Here is a 21,309-nt window from a genome sequence, read left to right on the forward strand (position 1 = left end):
GGTTACATTCCGAACCCGGAAGCTAAGCCTCATAGCGCCGATGGTACTGCAGGGGGGACCCTGTGGGAGAGTAGGACGCCGCCGAACTCCTTTTAGATGGGAAACCCCCGCACCTTATGGTGCGGGGGTTTTCTGCGTTTACGGCTCTTTCCGCAGCCCTGCTTCTTACTCCTTACAGGCGGCCGGCCGCTTTGAGGGAGAGGTATGCGTCTGCCAAGGCCGGTGCGAGGTCGTGAGGGGTGGCGTCCACGACCGTGACGCCGCGTCGTCTGAGTTGCTCCGCTGTGCGGTGGCGTTCCGATTGGGCTTGGGCTGCTGCTGCGGCGTCATAGACCGCCTCTGTAGTTCCGCGGGAGGCCGCCATTTCTTGGATGTGAGGGTCGGCCACCGATGCCACCAGGACCTTGTGGCGCTTGGTGAGGCGGGAAAGTACGGGGAGCAGGCCTTCTTCGATCGGGGCGGTGTCGAGGCTGGTGAACAGCACGATCAGGGAACTGCGTGGGGCCGTGCGAAGAGCCGTCGAGGTGAGGCTTCGGGCGTCTGTTTCGACGAGTTCCGGCTCCAGTGTGGCCAGGGCGTTGACCAGGGAGGGGAGGACGTCCCCTGCCGAGCGGCCCTGGACCAGGGCACGTACCCGGCGGTCGTAGGCGAGAAGGTCCACGCGGTCGCCGGCGCGGGAGGCGAGGGCGGCGAGGAGCAGGGCCGCGTCCATGGAGGCGTCCAGGCGTGGGGCGTCGCCCACCCGGCCGGCCGAGGTGCGGCCGGTGTCGAGGACCAGAAGGATGTGGCGGTCGCGTTCGGGGCGCCAGGTGCGGACCGCGACGGTGGACTGGCGGGCGGTGGCACGCCAGTCGATGGAGCGGGTGTCGTCCCCGGGAACGTAATCGCGGAGGCTGTCGAACTCTGTGCCCTGGCCACGCGTGAGCACGCTCGTGCGGCCGTCGAGTTCGCGCAGGTGGGCCAGCTTGGCGGGGAGGTGCTTCCGGCTGGTGAAAGGCGGCAGGACGCGCAGGGTCCAGGGGACTTTGTGGCTTCCCTGGCGGGTGAAGAGGCCGAGGGGGCCGTACGAGCGGATGGTCACACGGTCGGCCTGGTGGTCGCCGCGCCGGGTGGGGCTCAGGTGGGTCGTGAGGCGACGGCGCTCGCCGGCCGGGACAGCGAGTCGGTGACGGGATGCGGTGACTTCCGTGCCGGGCTCGTGGCTGCTCGGGGGCCAGGCGTCGCGGAGCTCGGCTCGCAGGAGGCGGCCGGAGGGGTTCGTGACGGTGAGCTCGACGTCGGCGGATTCGCCGAGACGTACGGAGGTGGCGCCGGAGCGGGTCATGCCGAGCCGGCGTACGGGCGCGGCCAGGGCGAAGTCGCAGGCGCAGGCCAGGGCCAGCGGGGTGTTGACGGCGAGGATGCCGGTCCAGCTGGGGTCCCACAGGCCCACGGGGAGGGTGCCCAGGGCCGCCAGGAGGGCGGTGCGTCCGGTGAGGGCCATCAGCGGGGGACCGGGACGTGGGCGAGGATCGCGTTGATGACGGAGTCGGCGGTGACGCCCTCCATCTCGGCTTCCGGGCGGAGTTGGATCCGGTGGCGGAGGGTGGGGAGGGCCAGGGCTTTCACGTCGTCGGGGATGACGTAGTCGCGGCCGGTGAGCCAGGCCCAGGCGCGGGCGGTGGAGAGCAGCGCCGTGGCGCCTCGCGGGGAGACGCCGAGGGTGAGGGACGGCGACTCGCGGGTGGCGCGGCAGATGTCGACCACGTACGCGGTGATCTCTGGAGAGATGGAGGTCTTGGCGACGGCGGCTCGGGCGGCTTCCAGGTCGGCGGCGCCCGCCACGGGGCGTACGCCGGCGGCGCGCAGGTCGCGCGGGTTGAAGCCGTCCGCGTGCCGGGTGAGGACGTCGATCTCGTCCTGGCGGGACGGGAGAGGGACCGTCAGCTTGAGGAGGAAGCGGTCCAGTTGCGCCTCGGGGAGCGGATACGTGCCTTCGTACTCGACCGGGTTCTGGGTGGCCGCGACGAGGAAGGGCTCGGGGAGCGGGCGCGCGGTGCCGTCGACCGTGACCTGGCGTTCTTCCATCGCTTCGAGGAGGGAGGACTGGGTCTTGGGCGGGGTGCGGTTGATTTCGTCGGCGAGGAGGAGGTTCGTGAAGACCGGGCCGGGCTGGAAGGAGAACTCGGTGGTGCGGGCGTCGTAGACGAGGGAGCCCGTGATGTCGCTCGGCATCAGGTCGGGGGTGAACTGCACGCGTTTCGTGTCGAGTTCGAGGCTCGACGCGAGGGCGCGGACGAGCAGTGTCTTGGCCACGCCGGGGACTCCTTCGAGCAGGACGTGGCCGCGGCAGAGCAGGGCGACGACGAGGCCGGTGACGGCGGGGTCCTGGCCGACCACGGCCTTGGAGATCTCGGCGCGCAGGGCTTCCAGGGAAGCGCGGGCGTCGCGGGGATCTCCGGTGGGCCCGTTGTCAGTGGTCGGGTCCATCATGAGTGGCGTACCTCTCTTTCGAGGGCGTCGAGTTGGTCGGCGAGGGCGATGAGAGCTGCGTCGTTGCCGGGGGGTGGCCCGAAGAGGAGGGGGTGCGGGTCTTGGCCGGGGGTGTGAAGGCGGGTGGTCAGCGCGGGGATCAGGATCTCGGGTGTGTGGGCCTGGGCGGGGGAGACGCCGACGAGGGGGGCGAGGCGAGTTCGGGCTGCGGTGCGTAGGGCTGCCGCCGCGCGGTCGCGGGCGTTCGCCTTGCGGTAGAGGCGGGCACGGCCTTCGACGGCTTCGGAGGCGCGGATGGCGACGGGGAGGCGTTCGGCGACGAGAGGGCCGAGGCGGCGGGCACGCCACAGGGCGGCGAGTGCGGCGGCGATGGTGAGCTGCAGGGCGCCCCAGAGCCAGCCGGAGGGGATCAGGTCGAAGAAGCCGCGGCGCTCGGAGCCGGTCGCCGCCTGGTCGTCGGAGAGGGAGGGGAGGTACCAGACCAAGTGGGGGCGGGAACCGAGGAGTTGCAGGGCGAGCGACGCGTTGCCCTGCTCGTCGAGACGGTCGTTGTAGAGGATGTCGGGGGCGCCGAGGACGACGGTGTCGCCCTTTCCGTGGGGGGCGGGGAGATGGAGAAGGCTGGGCAGGCCGTCGCTGAGGTAGCAGGCCTCGGCGTCGGGAGCGAGAGTGTCGTAGCGGATGCCGCCCATGTCGGCGGTGCCGGCGCGGCGGGCCTCGGGGAGGGCGCAGCCGGGGGAGAGCGCCGAGTCGGTGCTGGTCGTGGCGTCCGCGGTGACCCCGGGGGCGAGGGCGTCGATCGACGGGGTGCCCAGGGTGACGAGGACGGTGCGGCCGCCGGAGTCCTCGGTGGCCGCGTGCAGGCGGGACCGCTGCCGGTCGGTGAGTACGTCGGGGTTGGCCACGAGGAGGGTCGTGTCGGGGCCGGCCGCGGACCGGGCCTCCTCGGTGCTGGTGACCACGCGGGTGGACACGCCTCGGTCGGCGAGGAGTTCGGCGACGGCTCGGCTGCCGTGGGAGTCGGCGGAGCGTGGATCGAGGCGGCCGTACTGGGCTCCGGAGCGGACCGCGGCGATGACGACGGCCGCCGTGAGGAGGACGACCAGGGCGAGGACGACGCCTCGGGAGCGGGTCCAGAGCTGGCGGGGTGTGGGGGAGACCGAGGTGGGGGCCGCGGGGGACGGTGCGTGGGGTGGCCGCTGCTCCGGGGTGGCGGGGGGAGAGGGCCGGGCCGGTTCGGTGGAGTGGGCGGGGCCGGTCATTCGGCGGCCCTCTGGGAGCTGTTGCTCGGTGTGGTGTGGGCGGTGCTGGTCAGGATCGGTTTGGTGGTGGCCAGGTCGCGGTCGAGGTCGGCCAGGCGGAGGTATGCGGCTTCGTCGGCGGTACGGCCGCCGTACGTCACGTCGTCGAACTCCTGGGCGGCGGAGCGGAGTCGGCCTGCGTGGGCGGGGAGGGTGCGGCCTGCCTCCGCCGCGGCTTCGTCGGCTGTGCGGCCGGGGCGCGGGTCGAGGAGGGCGCGTTCCTCCAGGGCGCGGACGACGGCGCGCATGCGTTCCTGCACGGCCTGGTTCCAGTGGGCCAGGGCCGCGTGTGCTTCGGAGGCCGCGCGGTGTTCGGCGGCGCTGCGGGGGCGGTCGTCGAAGAGGGGCGGAGCGGAGGTCGCGGCGCGGTGCGGGGTGCCGAGGCGCCACCACAGGGCGACGATCAGGAGGACGACTGCGAGCACGATGACCAGGAGCCCGAGCCCGCCGCCCGGGGTGGCCCCCGAGGCGGCGGAGAACAGGTCGTCGACCCAGCCCCAGAAGCGGTTGAGGGCGCGCTGGAAGAGGCTCGGATCGTTCTCGTGGTACATCGGCTTGGACAGTTCGCGTTCGGCCGCCTCCCGTGCGGGGGCGCGGGGGATCGTCACCGGCGGGTCGTCGCCGGTGCGCGGCAGGAGCGGTGCTGCCCTCAGCGCTCCGAGCGCGATCTCTCTGAGCGCGGTCTCCCCGAGTACTGCCCCCGCCGCGGTCACCGCATCAGCTCCCCGGTGTGCCGGACGGGGTCGGGCCGTGGCCGGGGAGGCCGGCCGCGCGGGCGAGTTCGAGGTCGAGGGCCTCGCGGCGGATCCGCTGGTCGATGTAGAGGAGGACGGTGACCCCTGCCGTGATGGGGAACGTCAGCATGGAGCCGATGACCGAGCCGACGCCGCTGACGATCAGGAACGTCCAGCCCAGCTCGCCGGTGCTGTCGAGGAAACCGGTGACGCCTTCGCCACTGACCGCCCCGGCGATGAACGTGAACGGGATGACGATGATCGACGCCACGACGTTCGCGATGATCGCGGCGAGCAGCTGGATGCCGAAGACGCGCCACCAGGAGCCGCGGACCAGCTTGGTGGAGCGGATCAGGGACTTCTTGATGCCCTGCTTCTCCAGCATGAGCGCGGGGGAGGCGAGGGAGAGGCGTACGACGATCCAGACGGCGACGACGCCCGCGCCGAGGCCGCCGAGTGCGGCGAGACCGGCGCCGGCGTCGGACGATCCGGCCAGCGCGATCAGCACGCCCGGCAGGGTGCCGACAGCGACGATGGCGACGCCGATGAGCGGGATGAGCAGGGTCAGGCCGAACAGCTTGGCCAGCTGCGGGCGGGAGTCCTGCCAGGCCTCCGTGGCGGTGACCGACTTACCGAGCACCGCGCGGCTGGTGACCATGGTGAGCAGGGCGGTCGCGACGATCGTGCCGAGCAGGGTGACCGCGAGGACCACGCCGGAGCTGAGCATCGTGTCGCCCATGGCGCGGGTCAGTTCGCCGACGGTCGCGCTGGGGTCGTCGAGGGCTTCGGTGTCGACGGACTCGTTCAGGACGAGTCCTTGCAGGAGGACGACGACGATCTCCGTGAGCACGGCCACGGTCAGGGAGATGCCGAGGACCGTGCGCCAGTGTGCGCGCATCGTCGACACCGCGCCGTCGAGGATCTCGCCGACGCCGAGCGGGCGGAGCGGGATGACGCCGGGCTTGGCGGCCGGCGGGGGTCCCTGCCAGGCTCCCCAGCCGCGGTAGCCGCCCGGGCCGCCGGGGCCCCCAGGAGCGCCGGGGCCACCGGGGCCGCCGGGAGGCCCGCCCCAGCCCCAGCCGCCGCCCTGGCCGGGCGGCGGGGGCGGTGGAGGCGGCGTGTGGCCCGGGCCCGGGGTGCTGGGCGGGGACCACTGGGCGGGCGGCGGCTGCTCCTTGGACCACTTGGACGGGGTGCTACGGCCGCCGTCGTCGGCGGGCTCGGCGGCGTCCGGCTTGCCGGAGTCCTGTCCGTCGGAGGGGGCAGATCCGGGCGAGGCCCAGCCCGGAGTGTCGTTCATCGTCGCTCCTTCAAGGTGCCCGTCCGCGGGTGCGGCGGCAGGTTGCCAGCCATCGTGCCACGGTGCGGGCGCCAGGTGACCGGGCGCCGTAGAGGCTGTACACCTTCAATTGTCCGTCGGGTACGGGGCAGACTGGGCGGATGGCTGATCAGTACGCGCAATCCGGCGAGGACATACGGCCGACCGAGATCTCCAGGGTTCCCGCGATCCGCTGGGACGAGCCACCCGAAGGCCCCGTGCTGGTCGTCCTCGACCAGACCCGGCTGCCGGGCGAGGAGAGCGAGCTGGTGTGTACCGACGCACCCGCCCTGGTGGAGGCGATCAGGACGCTCGCGGTACGAGGGGCGCCCCTGCTGGGCATCGCGGGGGCGTACGGCGTCGCGCTGGCCGCGGCCCGGGGCTTCGACGTGGACGAGGCGGCGGGCTCGCTGGCGGGGGCGCGGCCCACCGCGGTGAACCTCGCGTACGGAGTGCGCAGGGCCCAGGCCGCGTACCGTTCCGCGGTCGCGGGCGGGGCCGATGCCCGGCAGGCCGCGGGTGCCGCACTCGACGCGGCGCGGGCGCTGCACGCCGAGGACGCCGAGGCGAGCTCCAGGATGGCGGCGCACGGCCTTGCGCTGCTCGACGAGATGCTGCCCGGTGGTGGGCACCGGATCCTGACGCACTGCAACACGGGGGCGCTGGTCTCCGGAGGGGAGGGCACGGCGTTCGCGGTGGCGCTCAAGGCGCACCGTGAGGGGAGTCTGCGCAGGCTGTGGGTGGACGAGACGCGGCCGCTGCTGCAGGGGGCCAGGCTCACCGCGTATGAGGCGGCGCGGAACGGAATGGCGTACACATTGCTCACGGACAGTGCGGCGGGTTCGCTGTTCGCGGCGGGTGAGGTGGATGCCGTGCTGATCGGTGCCGATCGGATCGCGGCCGACGGTTCGGTGGCCAACAAGGTGGGGAGCTATCCGCTCGCCGTGCTGGCTCGGTACCACCATGTGCCGTTCGTCGTGGTGGCGCCGGTGACGACCGTGGACCTGGAGACTCCGGACGGAGCGGCCATCGAGGTGGAGCAGCGGGCGGGGCACGAAGTGACGGAGGTCACCGCGCCGCATGTGCCGGTGGTCGGGATGGAAGCGGGAGGCGGGATTCCGGTGGCACCCCTGGGGACCCAGGCGTACAACCCCGCGTTCGACGTGACGCCGCCGGAGTTGGTGACGGCGATCGTCACGGAAGAGGGCGTTCTGTCACCCGTGACAGCAGAGGGCCTTGCCGAGCTGTGTGCCAGGTCACGCCAGGTAACGATTAGCTAATGGGATGATGTCAGGCATGAAGGGACGAGTCCTTGTCGTCGACGACGACACCGCACTGGCCGAGATGCTCGGGATTGTGCTGCGTGGTGAAGGTTTTGAGCCGTCGTTCGTAGCTGATGGCGACAAGGCGCTGGCCGCTTTCAGGGAGGCAAAGCCGGATCTTGTACTGCTCGATTTGATGTTGCCGGGGCGCGATGGCATCGAGGTGTGCCGCCTGATCAGGGCGGAGTCCGGGGTGCCGATCGTCATGCTCACGGCCAAGAGCGACACGGTGGATGTGGTGGTCGGCCTGGAGTCCGGGGCCGACGACTACATCGTCAAGCCGTTCAAGCCGAAGGAGCTCGTGGCCCGGATCCGGGCGCGGCTGCGGAGGTCGGAGGAGCCCGCGCCGGAGCAGCTGGCCATCGGTGACCTGGTCATCGACGTGGCCGGGCACTCCGTGAAGCGCGACGGGCAGTCGATCGCGCTGACGCCGCTGGAGTTCGACCTGCTGGTCGCGCTGGCGCGCAAGCCGTGGCAGGTGTTCACGCGTGAGGTGCTCCTTGAGCAGGTCTGGGGCTACCGGCACGCGGCGGACACCCGTCTGGTGAACGTGCACGTCCAGCGGCTGCGGTCCAAGGTCGAGCGGGATCCCGAGCGGCCGGAGATCGTGGTGACCGTCCGTGGCGTCGGTTACAAGGCCGGACCGAGCTGACGTGTCCCGGGACAGTTCCACCTCGGCGCCCGGGGGTCCGGGGGCTCGCTCGGGGCGGACTGGCCCGGCGCGTCGCGCGTCCAGGTTCGGGCGGCTCGTCGACGGCGGGCTGCTGCTGCAGGGCGGGGTGCAGGGCAGTCCTGTGCTCCGGCTCTTCGTGCGCTGGGTGCGTCGCCCGCTGCTGCCCGCCGTGCGGCTGTGGCGGCGCAACATCCAGCTGAAGGTCGTCGTCACGACCCTGCTGATGTCGCTCGGCGTGGTGCTCATGCTCGGTTTCGCCGTCATGAGCTCCGTGAACAACGGCCTGCTCAAGGCCAAGGTGAAGGCCTCCCAGAGCCAGGCCGACGGTGGCTTCCGGGCCGCGCAGGACAGCGTCAACGCGGCGCGGCAGAGCACCGGGCAGGGCCAGGGGCAGGACGGCAGCACGGTTGACGGGCGTAACGCCGCCGTATGGATGTCCGACCTCGTCGAGCAGCTCTCCAGCGGTGGGCAGAACGCGTTCGCCGTGGTCACGCTGAGCCCCACCTCCGCGGGCGACTCCGGAAGTGTGCGCGGGTCGCGGGCCTCGGGCGGCGTGGAGCCGATACTGAGCGTGCCCGAAGAGCTGCGCCGCCAGGTCGACGACGGCACCGGCGTCTACCAGGCCAATACGCGGGTCGTGTACGACGACGGCCGTGAGCCGCAGTCCGCGTTGGTGATCGGCAAGCGGCTGAACGACCTCAACGGCGATCCGTACCAGCTGTACTACCTCTTCCCGCTGACGCAGGAGGAGGAGTCGCTGAACCTGGTCAGGACGACTCTCGCGACCGCCGGGCTCTTCGTCGTGGTGCTGCTGGGCGCCATCGCATGGCTGGTGGTGCGCCAGGTCGTCACGCCCGTCCGCATGGCCGCGGGCATCGCCGAGCGGCTGTCCGCCGGGCGCCTTCAGGAGCGTATGAAGGTCACCGGAGAGGACGACATCGCGCGGCTCGGCGAGGCCTTCAACAAGATGGCGCAGAACCTGCAGCTGAAGATCCAGCAGCTGGAGGAGCTGTCGCGGATGCAGCGGCGGTTCGTGTCGGACGTGTCGCACGAGCTGCGTACGCCGTTGACGACGGTGCGGATGGCCGCCGACGTGATTCACGAGGCGCGGGTGGACTTCGATCCGGTGACCGCGCGGTCGGCGGAGCTGCTCGCCGACCAGCTGGACCGGTTCGAGTCGCTGCTCGCGGATCTGCTGGAGATCAGCAGGTTCGACGCGGGGGCGGCCGCACTGGAGGCCGAGGCGATAGATCTCCGTGAGGTCGTCCGCCGGGTCGTCGGCGGTGCGGAGCCGCTCGCCGAGCGCAAGGGCACGCACATACGGGTCGTCGGGGACCAGCAGCCGGTGGTCGCCGAGGCCGACGCGCGGCGGGTGGAGCGCGTGCTGCGCAATCTCGTCGTCAACGCCGTGGAGCACGGTGAGGGCAAGGACGTCGTGGTGCGGCTCGCCGCGGCGGGCGGCGCGGTCGCCGTCGCGGTGCGGGACTACGGAGTGGGTCTCAAGCCGGGCGAGGCGACCCGGGTGTTCAGCCGTTTCTGGCGGGCGGACCCGGCACGCGCCCGGACGACCGGTGGTACGGGCCTCGGCCTCTCCATCGCCCTGGAGGACGCGCGGCTGCACGGCGGCTGGTTGCAGGCGTGGGGCGAGCCGGGCGGGGGTTCGCAGTTCAGGCTTACGCTGCCGAGGACGGCGGACGAGCCGTTGCGGGGTTCGCCGATACCGCTGGAGCCCGACGATTCGCGGCGCCACCGCGGGCTGAACGACGCGGGGCTGCCCCTCGCGGGCGGGAACAAGCTGGCCACGGTTCCGGCGCAGTCGTCCGTGGCGGCGTCCGAGCGGGTGCCGCCGCCCGTGCCGGCGAAGGGGCCCATAGCGCCGCGGCTGCTGCACACCGGGCCCGTGGACCCGACGGCGCTGCCCGGCAGCGGGGCGCGGGTCGTGGCGCGCCGGCAGCCGGACGACGAGCCGGAGGTGCCGGAGGGTGCGACCAGCGGGCCGAGCGGACCGAGCGGCACGGGTGGTGCGGGTGGCGCCAGTGGTGTGAGTGAGTCCAGTCGCCCGAGTGGTGACGGCGCCGGGCAGGCGGGCAGGGAAGCCGGGCAGTCGGACAGGGAAGAGGAGAACACTCGTGGGCGCTGATGCCGACGGGCGCGGCCGCCGTGCGGGCCGCAGGCGTCCGCTGCGCACCGTACTGCTGCTGGGCGGCTGCGGTGCGCTCCTCGCCGGGTGTGCCTCGATGCCGGACAGCGGGAATCTGAAGTCCGTCGACGCGTCGCAGCGTCCGGACTCTCAGTCGCAGGTCCGTGTCTACGCGATGCCGCCGCGCGAGGGCGCCCGGCCCATCGAGATCGTGCAGGGCTTCCTGGAGGCGCTGACCAGTGACGACCCGCAGTTCGCGATGGCACGCAAGTATCTGACCAAGAAGGCGTCGCGGGAGTGGAACCCGGAAGAGTCCACGACGGTGCTCGCCGACGGCCCCAACACGGACGCGGGCAACGCGGGCAACGAGGGCGAGGGCAGCCGCCGCTACTCCCTGACCGGTCATCAGGTCGCGAGGGTGGACGAACAGCACGCGTACCGTCCCGAGGACGGGGCGTACAGCCAGTCCGTGCACCTCAGTCAGAACGGCGGCCCGGGCGGGAAGGAGTGGCGCATCGACCAGCCGCCGCCGGGCGTGGTGCTGGGCGAATCGGACTTCCAGCGGATCTACCGGCCCGTCAACAAGTACTACTTCGCCGGTCCCACCGGGGCGGGCGTGAGCGGCCGGACGGGGCTCGTCGCGGACCCCGTCTACATCCGGCAGCGGATCGACCCGCTGACGCAGACGGTGAAGACCCTGCTCAAGGGCCCGACGAACTGGCTGCGCCCGGTGGTGCTTTCGAGCTTCCCCAGCGGTACGGAGCTCAAGGACCCCGAGGAGGCGCTGACGCTGGACGACCAGAACAGGCTGACCGTGCAGCTGAACAGCCGTTCGGACGGTGCCGGGCAGACCAAGTGCAAGGAGATGGCGGCGCAACTGCTCTTCACCTTGCAGGACTTGACGCCTTCGGGGGTCGAGCAGGTGACGCTGCAGCGTTCCAACGGCTCGATGCTGTGTGTGCTGAGTCAGGAGCGTGCCGAGACCGTCGCGGCGCACCGCAGTGCGGACCGGCCCGACTACCAGTACTTCGTCGACGAGGAGCACCGGCTGGTCCGGATGTCCGCCAACTCCGGGAGTGCGGCGGATCCGGAGCCGGTGACGGGTGTCCTCGGCACCGGCGACCAGCCGTTGCGCTCGGCGGCGGTCTCGCGCGACGAACAGCGTGCGGCCGGGGTGTCCCTCGACGGCAAGTCGCTGTACACGGGGTCGCTGCTCTCGGACGACGCGCTCGGCAAGGCGCAGTTGCGCAGCAAGGCGAAGTCGGAGGACGACCGCCTCTCCACGCCCAGTTGGGACGGCAGGGGCAATCTATGGGTGGCCGACCGTGATCCGAAGCGGCCGCGGCTGCTCTGGCTCGACCAGGGCGCGGGCGAGCCCGTCGAGGTCGAGGTGCCCGCGCTGGACGGGCGCATCCAGGAGGTGCGGGTGTCGGCCGACGGCGTGCGCATCGCCTTCCTCGTGGAGAAGGACGGCAAGCAGTCCCTGTGGATCGGCCGGGCCGAGCGGGACGCCGGTGAGGGGGAGCGGCCCGAGATCTCGGTCCTCGACCCCACCCCCGCGGCGCCGCGCATGGAAGAAGTGACGGCCATGTCGTGGGCGGGCGGAAGCCGCCTCGTGGTGGTCGGCAGGGAGACCGGTGGCGTGCAGCAGATCCGGTACGTCCAGTGCGACGGCTCGGTGCTGCCGGGCACCGCGCTGCCCGGCCTGACCGGCGTCAAGGAGATCGCGGCGTCCGAGGACGAGCGGCAGCCGCTGGTGGCCCACTCGGACGACGGGATCGTGCGGCTGCCGACGGGGTCGCAGTGGCAGACGGTCGTGAAGGAAGGGCTGGCGCCGGTCTACCCGGGCTGACCTCGGCGTCCGGGCGGCGCGACGTCAGCGGCGGGCAGTTGTCCACAGGTAGTTATCCACAGGGGTGGCCGGGCGGTGGGCGGCTTGGCAGAGTGGGGGCATGCGGGGGTGGTGGCAGGACCTCACCGACCTGGTGCTGCCGGCCGAGTGCGGAGGCTGCGGGGAGCCCCGGGTGGCGCTCTGCGACGAGTGCCGCGCCGCTCTGTGCGGGACCGTGCCGCGCCGGGTGCGGCCTGACCCGGAGCCGCCCGGGCTACCCGTGGTGCACGCCGCCGCGCCGTACGAGGACGCCGTGCGGGCCGTACTGCTCGCACACAAGGAGCGAGGCGCCCTGGGCCTCGCCGTTCCATTGGGAACAGCGCTCGCTGAGGCCGTGTGCGCGGGGCTGGGGCGGGGTGGGTGCGGGGACGGGGCTGTGCGTGCGGGTCTGCCGGGTGGGTCCGGGGGCGAAGGCGTGTGTGCCGGACCGTGGGGCGGATCCGGGGGCGGAGCCGTGTGTGCCGGCTCCCGGGGCGGGTCCTGGGGCGAGGCCCTGTGTGCCGGGCTGCGGGGCGGATCCGGGGGGCACGGTGATAGTGGGGCGGGAACGTGGGTAGGCGGGAGGCAGGGTGGTTCACAGGGGCGGGTGATGCCGGTGTCACTTGTGCCTGTGCCCTCGGCGCGGGGCGCTGTGCGGGCCCGTGGGCATGACCCGGTGCGGCGGATCGCCCTCGCCGCGGCGGGTGAGCTGCGGCGGGCGGGTATCCCGGCGCGGGTGCTCGCGGTGCTGCGGCAGCGGCGTGCGGTGGCCGACCAGTCGGGGCTCGACTCCCGGCAGCGGCAGGCCAATCTGGCGGGCGCCCTTGAGGTGACCGCAGGGGGCGGCCGGCTGCTGGCGGGCAGTGGCCGGATCGTGGTCGTCGACGACCTGATGACGACCGGCGCCTCATTGGCGGAGGCCACCCGCGCATTACGTGCCGTACGCATGGAAGAGAACGGGAGAGCGGAGGCCGTACGAGAACCGGGAACGGGGGTTGTACGAAGGTCGCTATTGGGCTGCGAGAACACGGTCGGCGCCGCCGTTGTCGCCGCGTCGCCGGATTCTTTCGAAATAAACCGGAACTGACAGAGAACTTGCATCGTTGCAGGTGATAAGAGGGTCGTTACACCTGAATGGAGGTACGCCGCAGTAGAGGGTGACGACATCCGTCCGGGCGAGATATGTTCGGTTGTGAGGAATGGCGGACGCCGTCCCTCGCATATCGGAATGAATGCCGGTCCGCGCTGGTCTGCGTTTTCGCAATCACCCGGGCCGGTGGGGTGGAGATCTTGCCCACGGGGGAGGAGGAGGTGGAAGTCACCGAGTCCGAGGCTCCGGGAGTCACCGGAGCCTGGTGCAAAAGGGAGATGCTCCGCCGCCGAAGCGGAGCGATCCGGGAACGGAGTTCTGCGTGGACATCGTCGTCAAGGGCCGCAAGACCGAGGTGCCCGAGCGGTTCCGCAAGCACGTGGCCGAGAAGCTGAAGCTGGACAAGATCCAGAAGCTCGACGGCAAGGTGATCAGCCTCGACGTCGAGGTGTCCAAGGAAACCAACCCGCGACAGGCCGACCGTTCCGACCGGGTGGAGATCACCCTCCGCGGGCGCGGACCCGTGATCCGCGCCGAGGCCTCGGCAGCCGACCCCTACGCGGCGCTCGACCTGGCCACCGCCAAGCTCGACGCGCGCCTGCGCAAGCAGCACGAGAAGCGCCACAACCGGCGGGGCACCGGCAGGCTCTCCGCCGCCGAGGTCGCCGAGCGGGTCCCGGACGCGGCGCACTTCAACGGGGACGGCACGATCGCACGCGACGAGGAGCCGGACGGCGTACCGGTCAAGAAGATCGGCTCCCTGGAGATCCAGGGCGAAGGTCCCCTCGTGGTCCGCGAGAAGACGCACGTCGCGGCACCCATGTCACTCGACCAGGCGCTCTACGAGATGGAACTGGTCGGACACGACTTCTACCTGTTCGTCGACTCCGAGACCAAGGAACCCAGCGTCGTCTACCGACGGCACGCCTACGACTACGGCGTCATCCGCCTCAACACCGACCCCATGGTGGCCAAGGCGGAGACGGGCGGCGGAGGCGGAGCCCTCGGCGGCTGACGACCACCCCATGACAGCCGAGGTGGTGCCCCTGGAGCGCCTGTGCGCCCCCAGGGGCACCACCGTGCGCCCAGTGCGCGCACCGCACCGGCGCCGGGCATGAAATCATGGGCGAGCCGGTCAACCGGTGTGCTGCCGCCTGGGGTTGGCGCAGCAGAAGCACAACAGGCCGCGGCCTTCATGGGGGAGGAACGATGGCGGACAGCTTCGGACCGATGCGTCACCAGGGTGCCGGCGACGGCATCGGCATCGGCACGGACGCGAGCGCCCCACGCAAGGAGCCCATCAGGGTCCTTGTGGTGGATGACCACGCCCTCTTCCGCCGCGGCCTGGAGATCGTCCTCGCCGCCGAGGAGGACATCCAGGTCGTCGGAGAGGCCGGCGACGGCGCGGAGGCGGTGGACAAGGCCGCCGATCTGCTGCCCGACATCGTGCTCATGGACGTACGCATGCCGAAACGGGGCGGCATCGAGGCGTGCACCTCCATCAAGGAGGTGGCGCCCAGCGCCAAGATCATCATGCTGACGATCAGCGACGAGGAAGCCGACCTCTACGACGCCATCAAGGCGGGCGCCACCGGCTATCTCCTCAAGGAGATCTCCACGGACGAGGTGGCGACGGCGATCCGCGCGGTGGCGGACGGGCAGTCGCAGATCAGCCCGTCGATGGCGTCCAAGCTGCTCACCGAGTTCAAGTCGATGATCCAGCGCACCGACGAGCGGCGGCTCGTGCCCGCGCCCCGGCTGACCGACCGGGAGCTCGAAGTGCTCAAGCTCGTCGCCACCGGCATGAACAACCGTGACATCGCCAAGGAACTGTTCATCTCGGAGAACACCGTGAAGAACCACGTGCGCAACATCCTGGAGAAGCTGCAGCTGCACTCCAGGATGGAGGCCGTGGTCTACGCGATGCGGGAGAAGATCCTCGAAATCAGGTGAGGGGGAATCAGGCGAGGGCCCGGACCAGCTCCGCGGTGAGCTCGGGACGGTTCACCCGCTCCACCCGCACCGAGTCGCAGCCGACCCAGGACGCCGCCTCCCGCAGCGCCTGAGCCATCGGGGCCACCGCCTTCGGGGTGTCGAGCGCGACCTGCTTGGCGACCAGGGTGCTGCCCTCGCGCGCCGGGTCGACCCGGCCGAGGAGCCTGCCGCCCGCCAGCAGCGGCATCGCGAAATAGCCGTGGATCCGCTTCGGCTTCGGCACATACGCCTCCAGGCGGTGCGTGAATCCGAAGATCCGCTCGGTGCGCGCCCGCTCCCAGATCAGTGAGTCGAAGGGAGACAGGAGCGTCGTGCGGTGCCGGCCGCGGGGCGTCGTCTCCAGGGCCTTCGGGTCCGCCCAGGCCGGCTTGGCCCAGCCCTGGACCGTCACCGGCACGAGGCCCGAGTCCGCGACCACCGCGTCGAACTGCTCGCCCTTGAGCCGGTGGTAGTCGGCGATGTCCGCGCGCGTGCCGACGCCCAGCGCCTCACCGGCCAGCCGGACCAGGCGGCGCAGGCACTCCGTGTCGTCCAGGTCGTCGTGGAGCAGGGCGTCCGGGACGGCGCGCTCCGCCAGGTCGTACACCCGCTTCCAGGAGCGGCGCTCGGTGCACACCACCTCGCCGTGCATCAGGGCCCGCTCGACGGCGATCTTCGACTCGGACCAGTCCCACCACTCGCCCTTGTTCTTCGCGCCGCCCAACTCCGTCGCGGTGAGCGGGCCTTCGGCGCGGAGCTGCTTGATGACCTGGTCGTACGCACCGGCGGGCAGGTCGTGGTGCCACTGCGGGCGGGTGCGGTAGGCGCGGCGGCGGAAGGCGAAGTGCGGCCACTCCTCGATGGGGAGGATGCAGGCGGCGTGCGACCAGTACTCGAAGGCGTGCGTATCCGTCCAGTACGCCGCTTCGACCGTGTCGCGGCCGACGGCGCCCAGGCGTGCGTACGGAATGAGTTCGTGCGAGCGGGCCAGGACCGAGATCGTGTCGAGCTGGACCGCGCCGAGATGGCGCAGCACGCCCCGCACCCCGGACCTGCGGTCGGGGGCTCCCAGGAAGCCCTGGGCGCGCAGGACGATGCGGCGCGCCTCGTCGGCGGAGAGGTCGATGGCGGGGCTCGGCAGGCTCGTCATGGTCCGAACGATAGGGGGCGGCACTGACAAATCGGCGGGCGCTGCCCGGCTCAGGCCTTCGCGGGCAGGTACGGGTGCGGTGACGGCAGGCCGAGGTCCGAGGGGAGCAGCGAGCCGACCCAGCAGTCGCGGAGCGTCTCCTTGTTGAGCAGGCCCGCGCGGTGGACGCCCTCCACGGTGAAGCCGGCCTTCTCCACGACCGCGCGCGAGCCGGTGTTGCCGACCTCCGCGCGCCACTCCAGCCGGGTGCAGCGCAGGTCCGTGAAGGCCCAGCGGGCGAGGGCGAGCACGGCCTCCCGCATATAGCCGCGGCCCCGGTGCTCCTCGGCCGTCCAGTAGCCGATCTCCCAGGTGCCCGACCGCGGGTGGTGCAGGCTGGCGGCGGCGAGCAGGGGACCGCCCTCAAGGGGACGTACGGCGAAGGTGTACTCCGCGTCGTCGCGCCACCCCGCCGGCACCATCGTGCGCACGAAGTTCTCGGCGTCCACGCGCGCGTACGGCGACGGGATGGTGGTCCAGCGCTGGATGTCCGGGTCCTGGCAGGCCGCGTAGGTCTCGTCGATGTCCTCGGGGATGAAGACGCGCAGGTACAGACGTTCGGTGGTGAGGGTGACGGGCTCCATCAAGCGATGATGAGGGGGCGACGTCCCGGGGGCCAGTACTTTTCGCCCGTCCTTCGCGATCACCTCTCGCGGGGCACTCAGGGGTGCGACCCGGCACCTTCGGCGCCCCTCGTCCGTTGACCTCATGGCACACCTCCCGGCGCGGCCCGGTCCTCGCATACGATGGCCGGTGCCCGACGAGTAAAACCGACCATGCCAGGCCCGACCGGCAAGGAGACCAACCCCCGTGTCCGTCCTCTCGAAGATCATGCGTGCAGGCGAAGGCAAGATCCTGCGCAAGCTGCACCGCATCGCGGACCAGGTCAACTCCATCGAAGAGGACTTCGTCAGCCTCTCCGACGCCGAGCTGCGCGCGCTGACCCAGGAGTACAAGGAGCGATACGCCGACGGCGAGACGCTCGACGACCTCCTTCCCGAGGCCTTCGCGACGGTCCGCGAGGCCGCCAAGCGCGTCCTGGGACAGCGCCACTACGACGTCCAGATGATGGGCGGCGCCGCGCTGCACATGGGCTACGTCGCGGAGATGAAGACCGGTGAGGGCAAGACCCTCGTCGGCACCCTGCCCGCTTATCTGAACGCCCTCTCCGGCAAGGGCGTCCACCTGATCACGGTCAACGACTACCTGGCCGAGCGCGACTCCGAGATGATGGGCCGCGTCCACAAGTTCCTGGGCCTGACCGTCGGCTGCATCCTTGCCAACATGACGCCGGCCCAGCGCCGCGAGCAGTACAACTGCGACATCACCTACGGCACGAACAACGAATTCGGCTTCGACTACCTGCGCGACAACATGGCGTGGTCGAAGGACGAGTTGGTGCAGCGCGGCCACAACTTCGCGATCGTCGACGAGGTCGACTCGATCCTCGTCGACGAGGCCCGTACGCCGCTGATCATCTCCGGCCCCGCCGACCAGGCCACCAAGTGGTACGGCGACTTCGCCAAGCTGGTCACGCGCCTCACCAGGGGTGAGCCCGGCAACCAGCTCAAGGGCATCGAGGAGACCGGCGACTACGAGGTCGACGAGAAGAAGCGCACCGTCGCCATCCACGAGTCCGGCGTCGCCAAGGTCGAGGACTGGCTCGGCATCGACAACCTCTACGAGTCGGTGAACACGCCGCTGGTGGGTTATCTGAACAACGCCATCAAGGCCAAGGAACTCTTCAAGAAGGACAAGGACTACGTCGTCATCGACGGCGAAGTCATGATCGTCGACGAGCACACCGGCCGTATCCTCGCCGGCCGCCGCTACAACGAGGGCATGCACCAGGCGATCGAGGCGAAGGAAGGGGTGGACATCAAGGACGAGAACCAGACCCTCGCCACCATCACCCTCCAGAACTTCTTCCGCCTCTACAAGCGCGAGGGCTACGACAGCGGCCTCTCCGGCATGACCGGTACGGCGATGACCGAGGCCGCCGAGTTCCACCAGATCTACAAGCTGGGCGTCGTGCCGATCCCGACGAACCGGCCGATGGTCCGCGCCGACCAGTCCGACCTGATCTACCGCACCGAGGTCGCGAAGTTCGCCGCCGTCGTCGACGACATCGCCGAGAAGCACGAGAAGGGCCAGCCGATCCTGGTCGGCACGACCTCCGTCGAGAAGTCGGAGTACCTCTCCCAGCAGCTGTCCAAGCGCGGCATCCAGCACGAGGTGCTGAACGCCAAGCAGCACGACCGTGAGGCGACCATCGTCGCCCAGGCCGGCCGCAAGGGCGCCGTGACGGTGGCCACGAACATGGCCGGTCGTGGTACGGACATCAAGCTCGGCGGCAACCCCGACGACCTCGCCGAGGCGGAGCTGCGCCAGCGCGGCCTCGACCCCGTCGAGCACCCCGAGGAGTGGGCCGCCGCGCTGCCCGCCGCCATGGAGAAGGCCGAGCGGTCCGTCAAGGCCGAGTTCGAAGAGGTCAAGCAGCTCGGCGGCCTCTACGTGCTGGGTACGGAGCGGCACGAGTCGCGCCGTATCGACAACCAGCTGCGCGGTCGCTCCGGCCGTCAGGGCGACCCCGGCGAGTCCCGCTTCTACCTGTCGCTCGGTGACGACCTGATGCGTCTCTTCAAGGCGCAGATGGTCGAGCGCGTGATGTCCATGGCCAACGTGCCGGACGACGTGCCGATCGAGAACAAGATGGTGACCCGCGCGATCGCCTCCGCGCAGTCGCAGGTCGAGCAGCAGAACTTCGAGACCCGGAAGAACGTCCTCAAGTACGACGAGGTCCTCAACCGGCAGCGCGAGGTCATCTACGGAGAGCGTCGCCGCGTCCTGGAGGGCGAGGATCTGCAGGACCAGATCACGCACTTCATGGACGACACGATCGACGCGTACATCGCCGCCGAGACCGCCGAGGGCTTCGCCGAGGAGTGGGACCTGGACCGGCTGTGGGGCGCCTTCAAGCAGCTCTACCCCGTCAAGGTCACCGTCGAGGAGCTTGAGGAGGACGCGGGCGACCGCGCGGGCCTCACCGCCGAGTTCATCTCCGAGGCCATCAAGGAAGACATCCACGAGCAGTACGCGGCCCGTGAGGCGCAGCTCGGCTCCGACATCATGCGTGAGCTGGAGCGGCGTGTCGTCCTGTCGGTCCTGGACCGCAAGTGGCGCGAGCACCTCTACGAGATGGACTACCTCCAGGAGGGCATCGGCCTCCGTGCCATGGCGCAGAAGGACCCGCTGGTCGAGTACCAGCGCGAGGGCTTCGACATGTTCAACGCCATGATGGACGGCATCAAGGAGGAGTCCGTCGGCTACCTGTTCAACCTGGAGGTCCAGGTCGAGCAGCAGGTCGAGGAAGTCCCCGTCTCGGACGCGGCGCCCTCGCTGACGAAGGACGGCGCGCAGGACGCGGTGCCCGCGGGGGCGCCGGCCTCCCGGCCGGAGATCCACGCCAAGGGCCTCGAAGCCCCGCAGCGGCCCGACCGGCTGCACTTCCAGGCGCCGAACGCCGAGGGCGGGGTCGACGAGGGAGACTTCACCACGGACGGCTCCGAGGTCCGGTCCGAGGCGGACGGGATGACGCGGGCGGAGCGGCGCAAGGCTCAGAAGGGTGGGCGGCGGCGTAAGAAGTAGGCCGCGGTTTACTGCTTTTGGCTAGCTGTGTCGTGAGGGGCCGGGCTTTTGTCCGGCCCCTTCGTCATGTGTGTGGGGGCAGGGGGGATGGCCGGGGAGCGTCAGGAGCGGGGGTCTGTTTCTACTGCTGTGCAGCGCCACCTGCGGTCCGCTCCCAGTGTCAGGCGGAACGCCAGCGCGCGCAGCCTCGGGCCCGTCGCGACGCGGGCGAAGACCTCGTACGTCTCGGGGTGCGGCTGGTAGTGGCCGATCCGGTGGATCGTGGGGCGGTGGCCGTCCGCGCAGAGCGGCCTGAGCTCCGCGAGGCGTGCCAGGTCGTCGAAGGCCGTGTTGGCGATGTGCCGGGCCACCCAGTGCATCGGGCGCTGGCCGCTGAGGACCAGGAGCAGGCGTTCCGCGAAGACCTCTGTGGGGTGCGGGGGTGGCTGGGCGGGGATTGTGCCGGGTGGGCGTCGGTGGTCCGTGGGAGAGGGGCGGCGGGAGTCCCTGCGGGTCGGTGGGCGGCCCGTGGGCGGGCGGCTCGCGGGTGGGCGGGTGGCTGCCGGGCGGGGGCGGGGCCTCGTCATCACCTTGTGCATGGGGGTGCCTCTCTCGCTTTGCCGATGGGTCCCGGGTACCGGGGAGTAACTTGCGGTGGGGATCTTGTACGGGGGCGGGGGCCGGGGAGGCAAGAGGGTCGAGGGGTGCGGGGGGTTGCTCCCGGGTTCACCTATCCGGGGGTGCGGGGGCTCTGAAGTGGTGGGGCTGCCGGGGTGTGGTGGGTGAAGCGCCGGATGCGGGTTGACCGCTGTGAGGGTCGTGGGGGGAGCTCGATGGGGGACTCCCGCACGTATCCTGAAGGTCTCTCCACGACCACGAAGTCCGCGTGCCGCGGACACGGATGAAAGCGGTCAGCCCCATGCGCGTCTACGTTCCTGTGACCCTGCCCCGGCTCGCCGAGGCGTACAAGGCGGGGGAGCTGGGGCCCGGGCCGCTCGTCGCCTATGCCGTCACGCCCGCCCTGCGGGAGTGGTACGTCTCGGACGACATCGAAGAGCTTGAGTACGCGGCGCTGAACCGGGCGGCGATGGCGTCGCTGCGGATGGTCGCGGGGGACTCCGGGGCCGCGCGGCGCCGGGTCGTCCTCGCGGCGGACGTGCCGGACGGGGCCGCCGTCGCCGATCCCGGCCGGGGGCTCGATCAGGGGGCGCTCGGCGAGGTGCGGATCGGTGAGGCGCTGCCGTTGGGGAAGGTGGCGGCCGTGCACGTCGACGCGGGGGACGCGGAGGGGGACGTGCGGGCCGCGGTCGAGGCGTTGGGGGCGGCGGATCAGGGGGACGACGACGCGCGGTTCGTGGTGGACGGGGTCGAGGATCATGAGCTGCTCTGGTTTGCCACGCAGGAGATTCCCGGGCTGATCGGTTGATCGGCTGAGGGGTGCGGCGGGCGTCCTGGGCGGGGCTCGCGCCGCCTTGGGTGCCGGCGCCTCGGGTGCGTTGTGGGGCGGGGCCGCGGGGGTATGTGCGTACTCGCTATCCCTGCGTCGCGCCTCAAGTCCAAAGACGCCACAGTGCGCTCGGTGCTCCGTTCGCACATACC

General features: G+C 71.1%; 17 protein-coding genes and 1 rRNA gene. 10 read left to right on the forward strand and 8 right to left on the reverse strand.

Annotated features, from left to right (window positions below; all coding sequences use genetic code 11):
* Nucleotides 1-87: ribosomal RNA gene (gene rrf / locus AB0H82_RS36010) — 5S ribosomal RNA — on the forward strand; the annotation flags it as partial.
* Nucleotides 88-172: 85 nt separating this feature from the next.
* Here the strand turns inward: rrf and AB0H82_RS36015 are convergent.
* From AB0H82_RS36015 to AB0H82_RS36035, 5 genes are read right to left on the reverse strand one after another with little or no spacing between them, the layout of a single operon-like run.
* Entirely contained in the window at nucleotides 173-1,483 is a 1,311-nt protein-coding gene (locus AB0H82_RS36015) for a DUF58 domain-containing protein (RefSeq protein ID WP_362999760.1), read from the reverse strand.
* Nucleotides 1,483-2,469 carry a MoxR family ATPase gene (locus AB0H82_RS36020; RefSeq protein WP_362999772.1) on the reverse strand — a complete coding sequence of 329 codons (987 nt, stop codon included), beginning with the start codon at nucleotides 2,467-2,469 and terminating at the stop codon, nucleotides 1,483-1,485. The genes AB0H82_RS36015 and AB0H82_RS36020 overlap by 1 nt, the downstream gene beginning before the upstream one ends.
* A complete protein-coding gene (locus AB0H82_RS36025; RefSeq protein WP_362999761.1) occupies nucleotides 2,469-3,734 on the reverse strand; it encodes a DUF4350 domain-containing protein in 1,266 nt (421 codons plus the stop codon). Before AB0H82_RS36025 ends, AB0H82_RS36020 begins: the two co-directional genes overlap by 1 nt.
* Nucleotides 3,731-4,441, reverse strand: a complete 711-nt coding sequence (locus AB0H82_RS36030) for a DUF4129 domain-containing protein (protein WP_362999773.1) — start codon at nucleotides 4,439-4,441, stop codon at nucleotides 3,731-3,733. Before AB0H82_RS36030 ends, AB0H82_RS36025 begins: the two co-directional genes overlap by 4 nt.
* Nucleotides 4,442-4,490: 49 nt before the next feature.
* A complete protein-coding gene (locus AB0H82_RS36035) occupies nucleotides 4,491-5,807 on the reverse strand; it encodes a hypothetical protein (RefSeq protein WP_362999762.1) in 1,317 nt (438 codons plus the stop codon).
* A 140-nt stretch (nucleotides 5,808-5,947) separates the two neighbouring features.
* On the opposite strand from AB0H82_RS36035, the gene mtnA reads away from it, so the two are divergent.
* The 7 genes from mtnA to AB0H82_RS36070 all read left to right on the forward strand — a co-directional run bounded on the left by mtnA (nucleotide 5,948) and on the right by AB0H82_RS36070 (nucleotide 14,873).
* Nucleotides 5,948-7,105, forward strand: coding sequence for an S-methyl-5-thioribose-1-phosphate isomerase (gene mtnA / locus AB0H82_RS36040; RefSeq protein WP_362999763.1), 1,158 nt, complete (start codon nucleotides 5,948-5,950; stop codon nucleotides 7,103-7,105).
* 4 nt (nucleotides 7,106-7,109) lie between these two features.
* Nucleotides 7,110-7,799, forward strand: a complete 690-nt coding sequence (mtrA, locus tag AB0H82_RS36045; protein WP_189176211.1) for a two-component system response regulator MtrA — start codon at nucleotides 7,110-7,112, stop codon at nucleotides 7,797-7,799.
* 1 nt (nucleotide 7,800) lies between these two features.
* Nucleotides 7,801-9,960 (forward strand): MtrAB system histidine kinase MtrB, encoded by a 2,160-nt coding sequence (gene mtrB / locus AB0H82_RS36050; RefSeq protein WP_362999764.1) that lies wholly within the window; start codon nucleotides 7,801-7,803, stop codon nucleotides 9,958-9,960.
* 97 nt (nucleotides 9,961-10,057) lie between these two features.
* On the forward strand, nucleotides 10,058-11,812 hold the full coding sequence (locus AB0H82_RS36055; protein ID WP_362999774.1) for an LpqB family beta-propeller domain-containing protein: 1,755 nt from the start codon (nucleotides 10,058-10,060) through the stop codon (nucleotides 11,810-11,812).
* Between the two features lie 100 nt (nucleotides 11,813-11,912).
* On the forward strand, nucleotides 11,913-12,917 hold the full coding sequence (locus AB0H82_RS36060) for a ComF family protein (RefSeq protein ID WP_362999765.1): 1,005 nt from the start codon (nucleotides 11,913-11,915) through the stop codon (nucleotides 12,915-12,917).
* A 268-nt stretch (nucleotides 12,918-13,185) separates the two neighbouring features.
* Entirely contained in the window at nucleotides 13,186-13,935 is a 750-nt protein-coding gene (gene raiA, locus AB0H82_RS36065; RefSeq protein ID WP_362999766.1) for a ribosome-associated translation inhibitor RaiA, read from the forward strand.
* A gap of 194 nt (nucleotides 13,936-14,129) precedes the next feature.
* On the forward strand, nucleotides 14,130-14,873 hold the full coding sequence (locus AB0H82_RS36070) for a response regulator transcription factor (RefSeq protein WP_362999767.1): 744 nt from the start codon (nucleotides 14,130-14,132) through the stop codon (nucleotides 14,871-14,873).
* A gap of 7 nt (nucleotides 14,874-14,880) precedes the next feature.
* On the opposite strand, the gene AB0H82_RS36075 is transcribed toward AB0H82_RS36070, so the two are convergent.
* Both AB0H82_RS36075 and AB0H82_RS36080 read right to left on the reverse strand, forming a co-directional pair.
* On the reverse strand, nucleotides 14,881-16,044 hold the full coding sequence (locus AB0H82_RS36075; RefSeq protein ID WP_362999768.1) for a crosslink repair DNA glycosylase YcaQ family protein: 1,164 nt from the start codon (nucleotides 16,042-16,044) through the stop codon (nucleotides 14,881-14,883).
* 50 nt (nucleotides 16,045-16,094) lie between these two features.
* Nucleotides 16,095-16,667: a GNAT family N-acetyltransferase gene (locus tag AB0H82_RS36080; RefSeq protein ID WP_362999769.1), complete on the reverse strand. Its 573-nt coding sequence runs from the start codon at nucleotides 16,665-16,667 to the stop codon at nucleotides 16,095-16,097.
* Nucleotides 16,668-16,893: 226 nt separating this feature from the next.
* Here AB0H82_RS36080 and secA point away from each other — a divergent pair, with 226 nt between their 5' ends.
* Nucleotides 16,894-19,731 carry a preprotein translocase subunit SecA gene (gene secA, locus AB0H82_RS36085; protein WP_362999770.1) on the forward strand — a complete coding sequence of 946 codons (2,838 nt, stop codon included), beginning with the start codon at nucleotides 16,894-16,896 and terminating at the stop codon, nucleotides 19,729-19,731.
* A 101-nt stretch (nucleotides 19,732-19,832) separates the two neighbouring features.
* On the opposite strand, the gene AB0H82_RS36090 is transcribed toward secA, so the two are convergent.
* On the reverse strand, nucleotides 19,833-20,309 hold the full coding sequence (locus AB0H82_RS36090; protein WP_362999771.1) for an Rv3235 family protein: 477 nt from the start codon (nucleotides 20,307-20,309) through the stop codon (nucleotides 19,833-19,835).
* Between the two features lie 320 nt (nucleotides 20,310-20,629).
* Here AB0H82_RS36090 and AB0H82_RS36095 point away from each other — a divergent pair, with 320 nt between their 5' ends.
* Complete coding sequence (locus tag AB0H82_RS36095; protein WP_362999775.1) at nucleotides 20,630-21,136, forward strand: hypothetical protein; 507 nt, start codon at nucleotides 20,630-20,632, stop codon at nucleotides 21,134-21,136.
* The last annotated feature ends 173 nt before the right edge of the window (nucleotides 21,137-21,309 follow it).

Source organism: Streptomyces sp. NPDC050732 (assembly GCF_040654255.1).
In the GTDB taxonomy this organism is placed as follows: Bacteria; Actinomycetota; Actinomycetes; order Streptomycetales; family Streptomycetaceae; genus Streptomyces.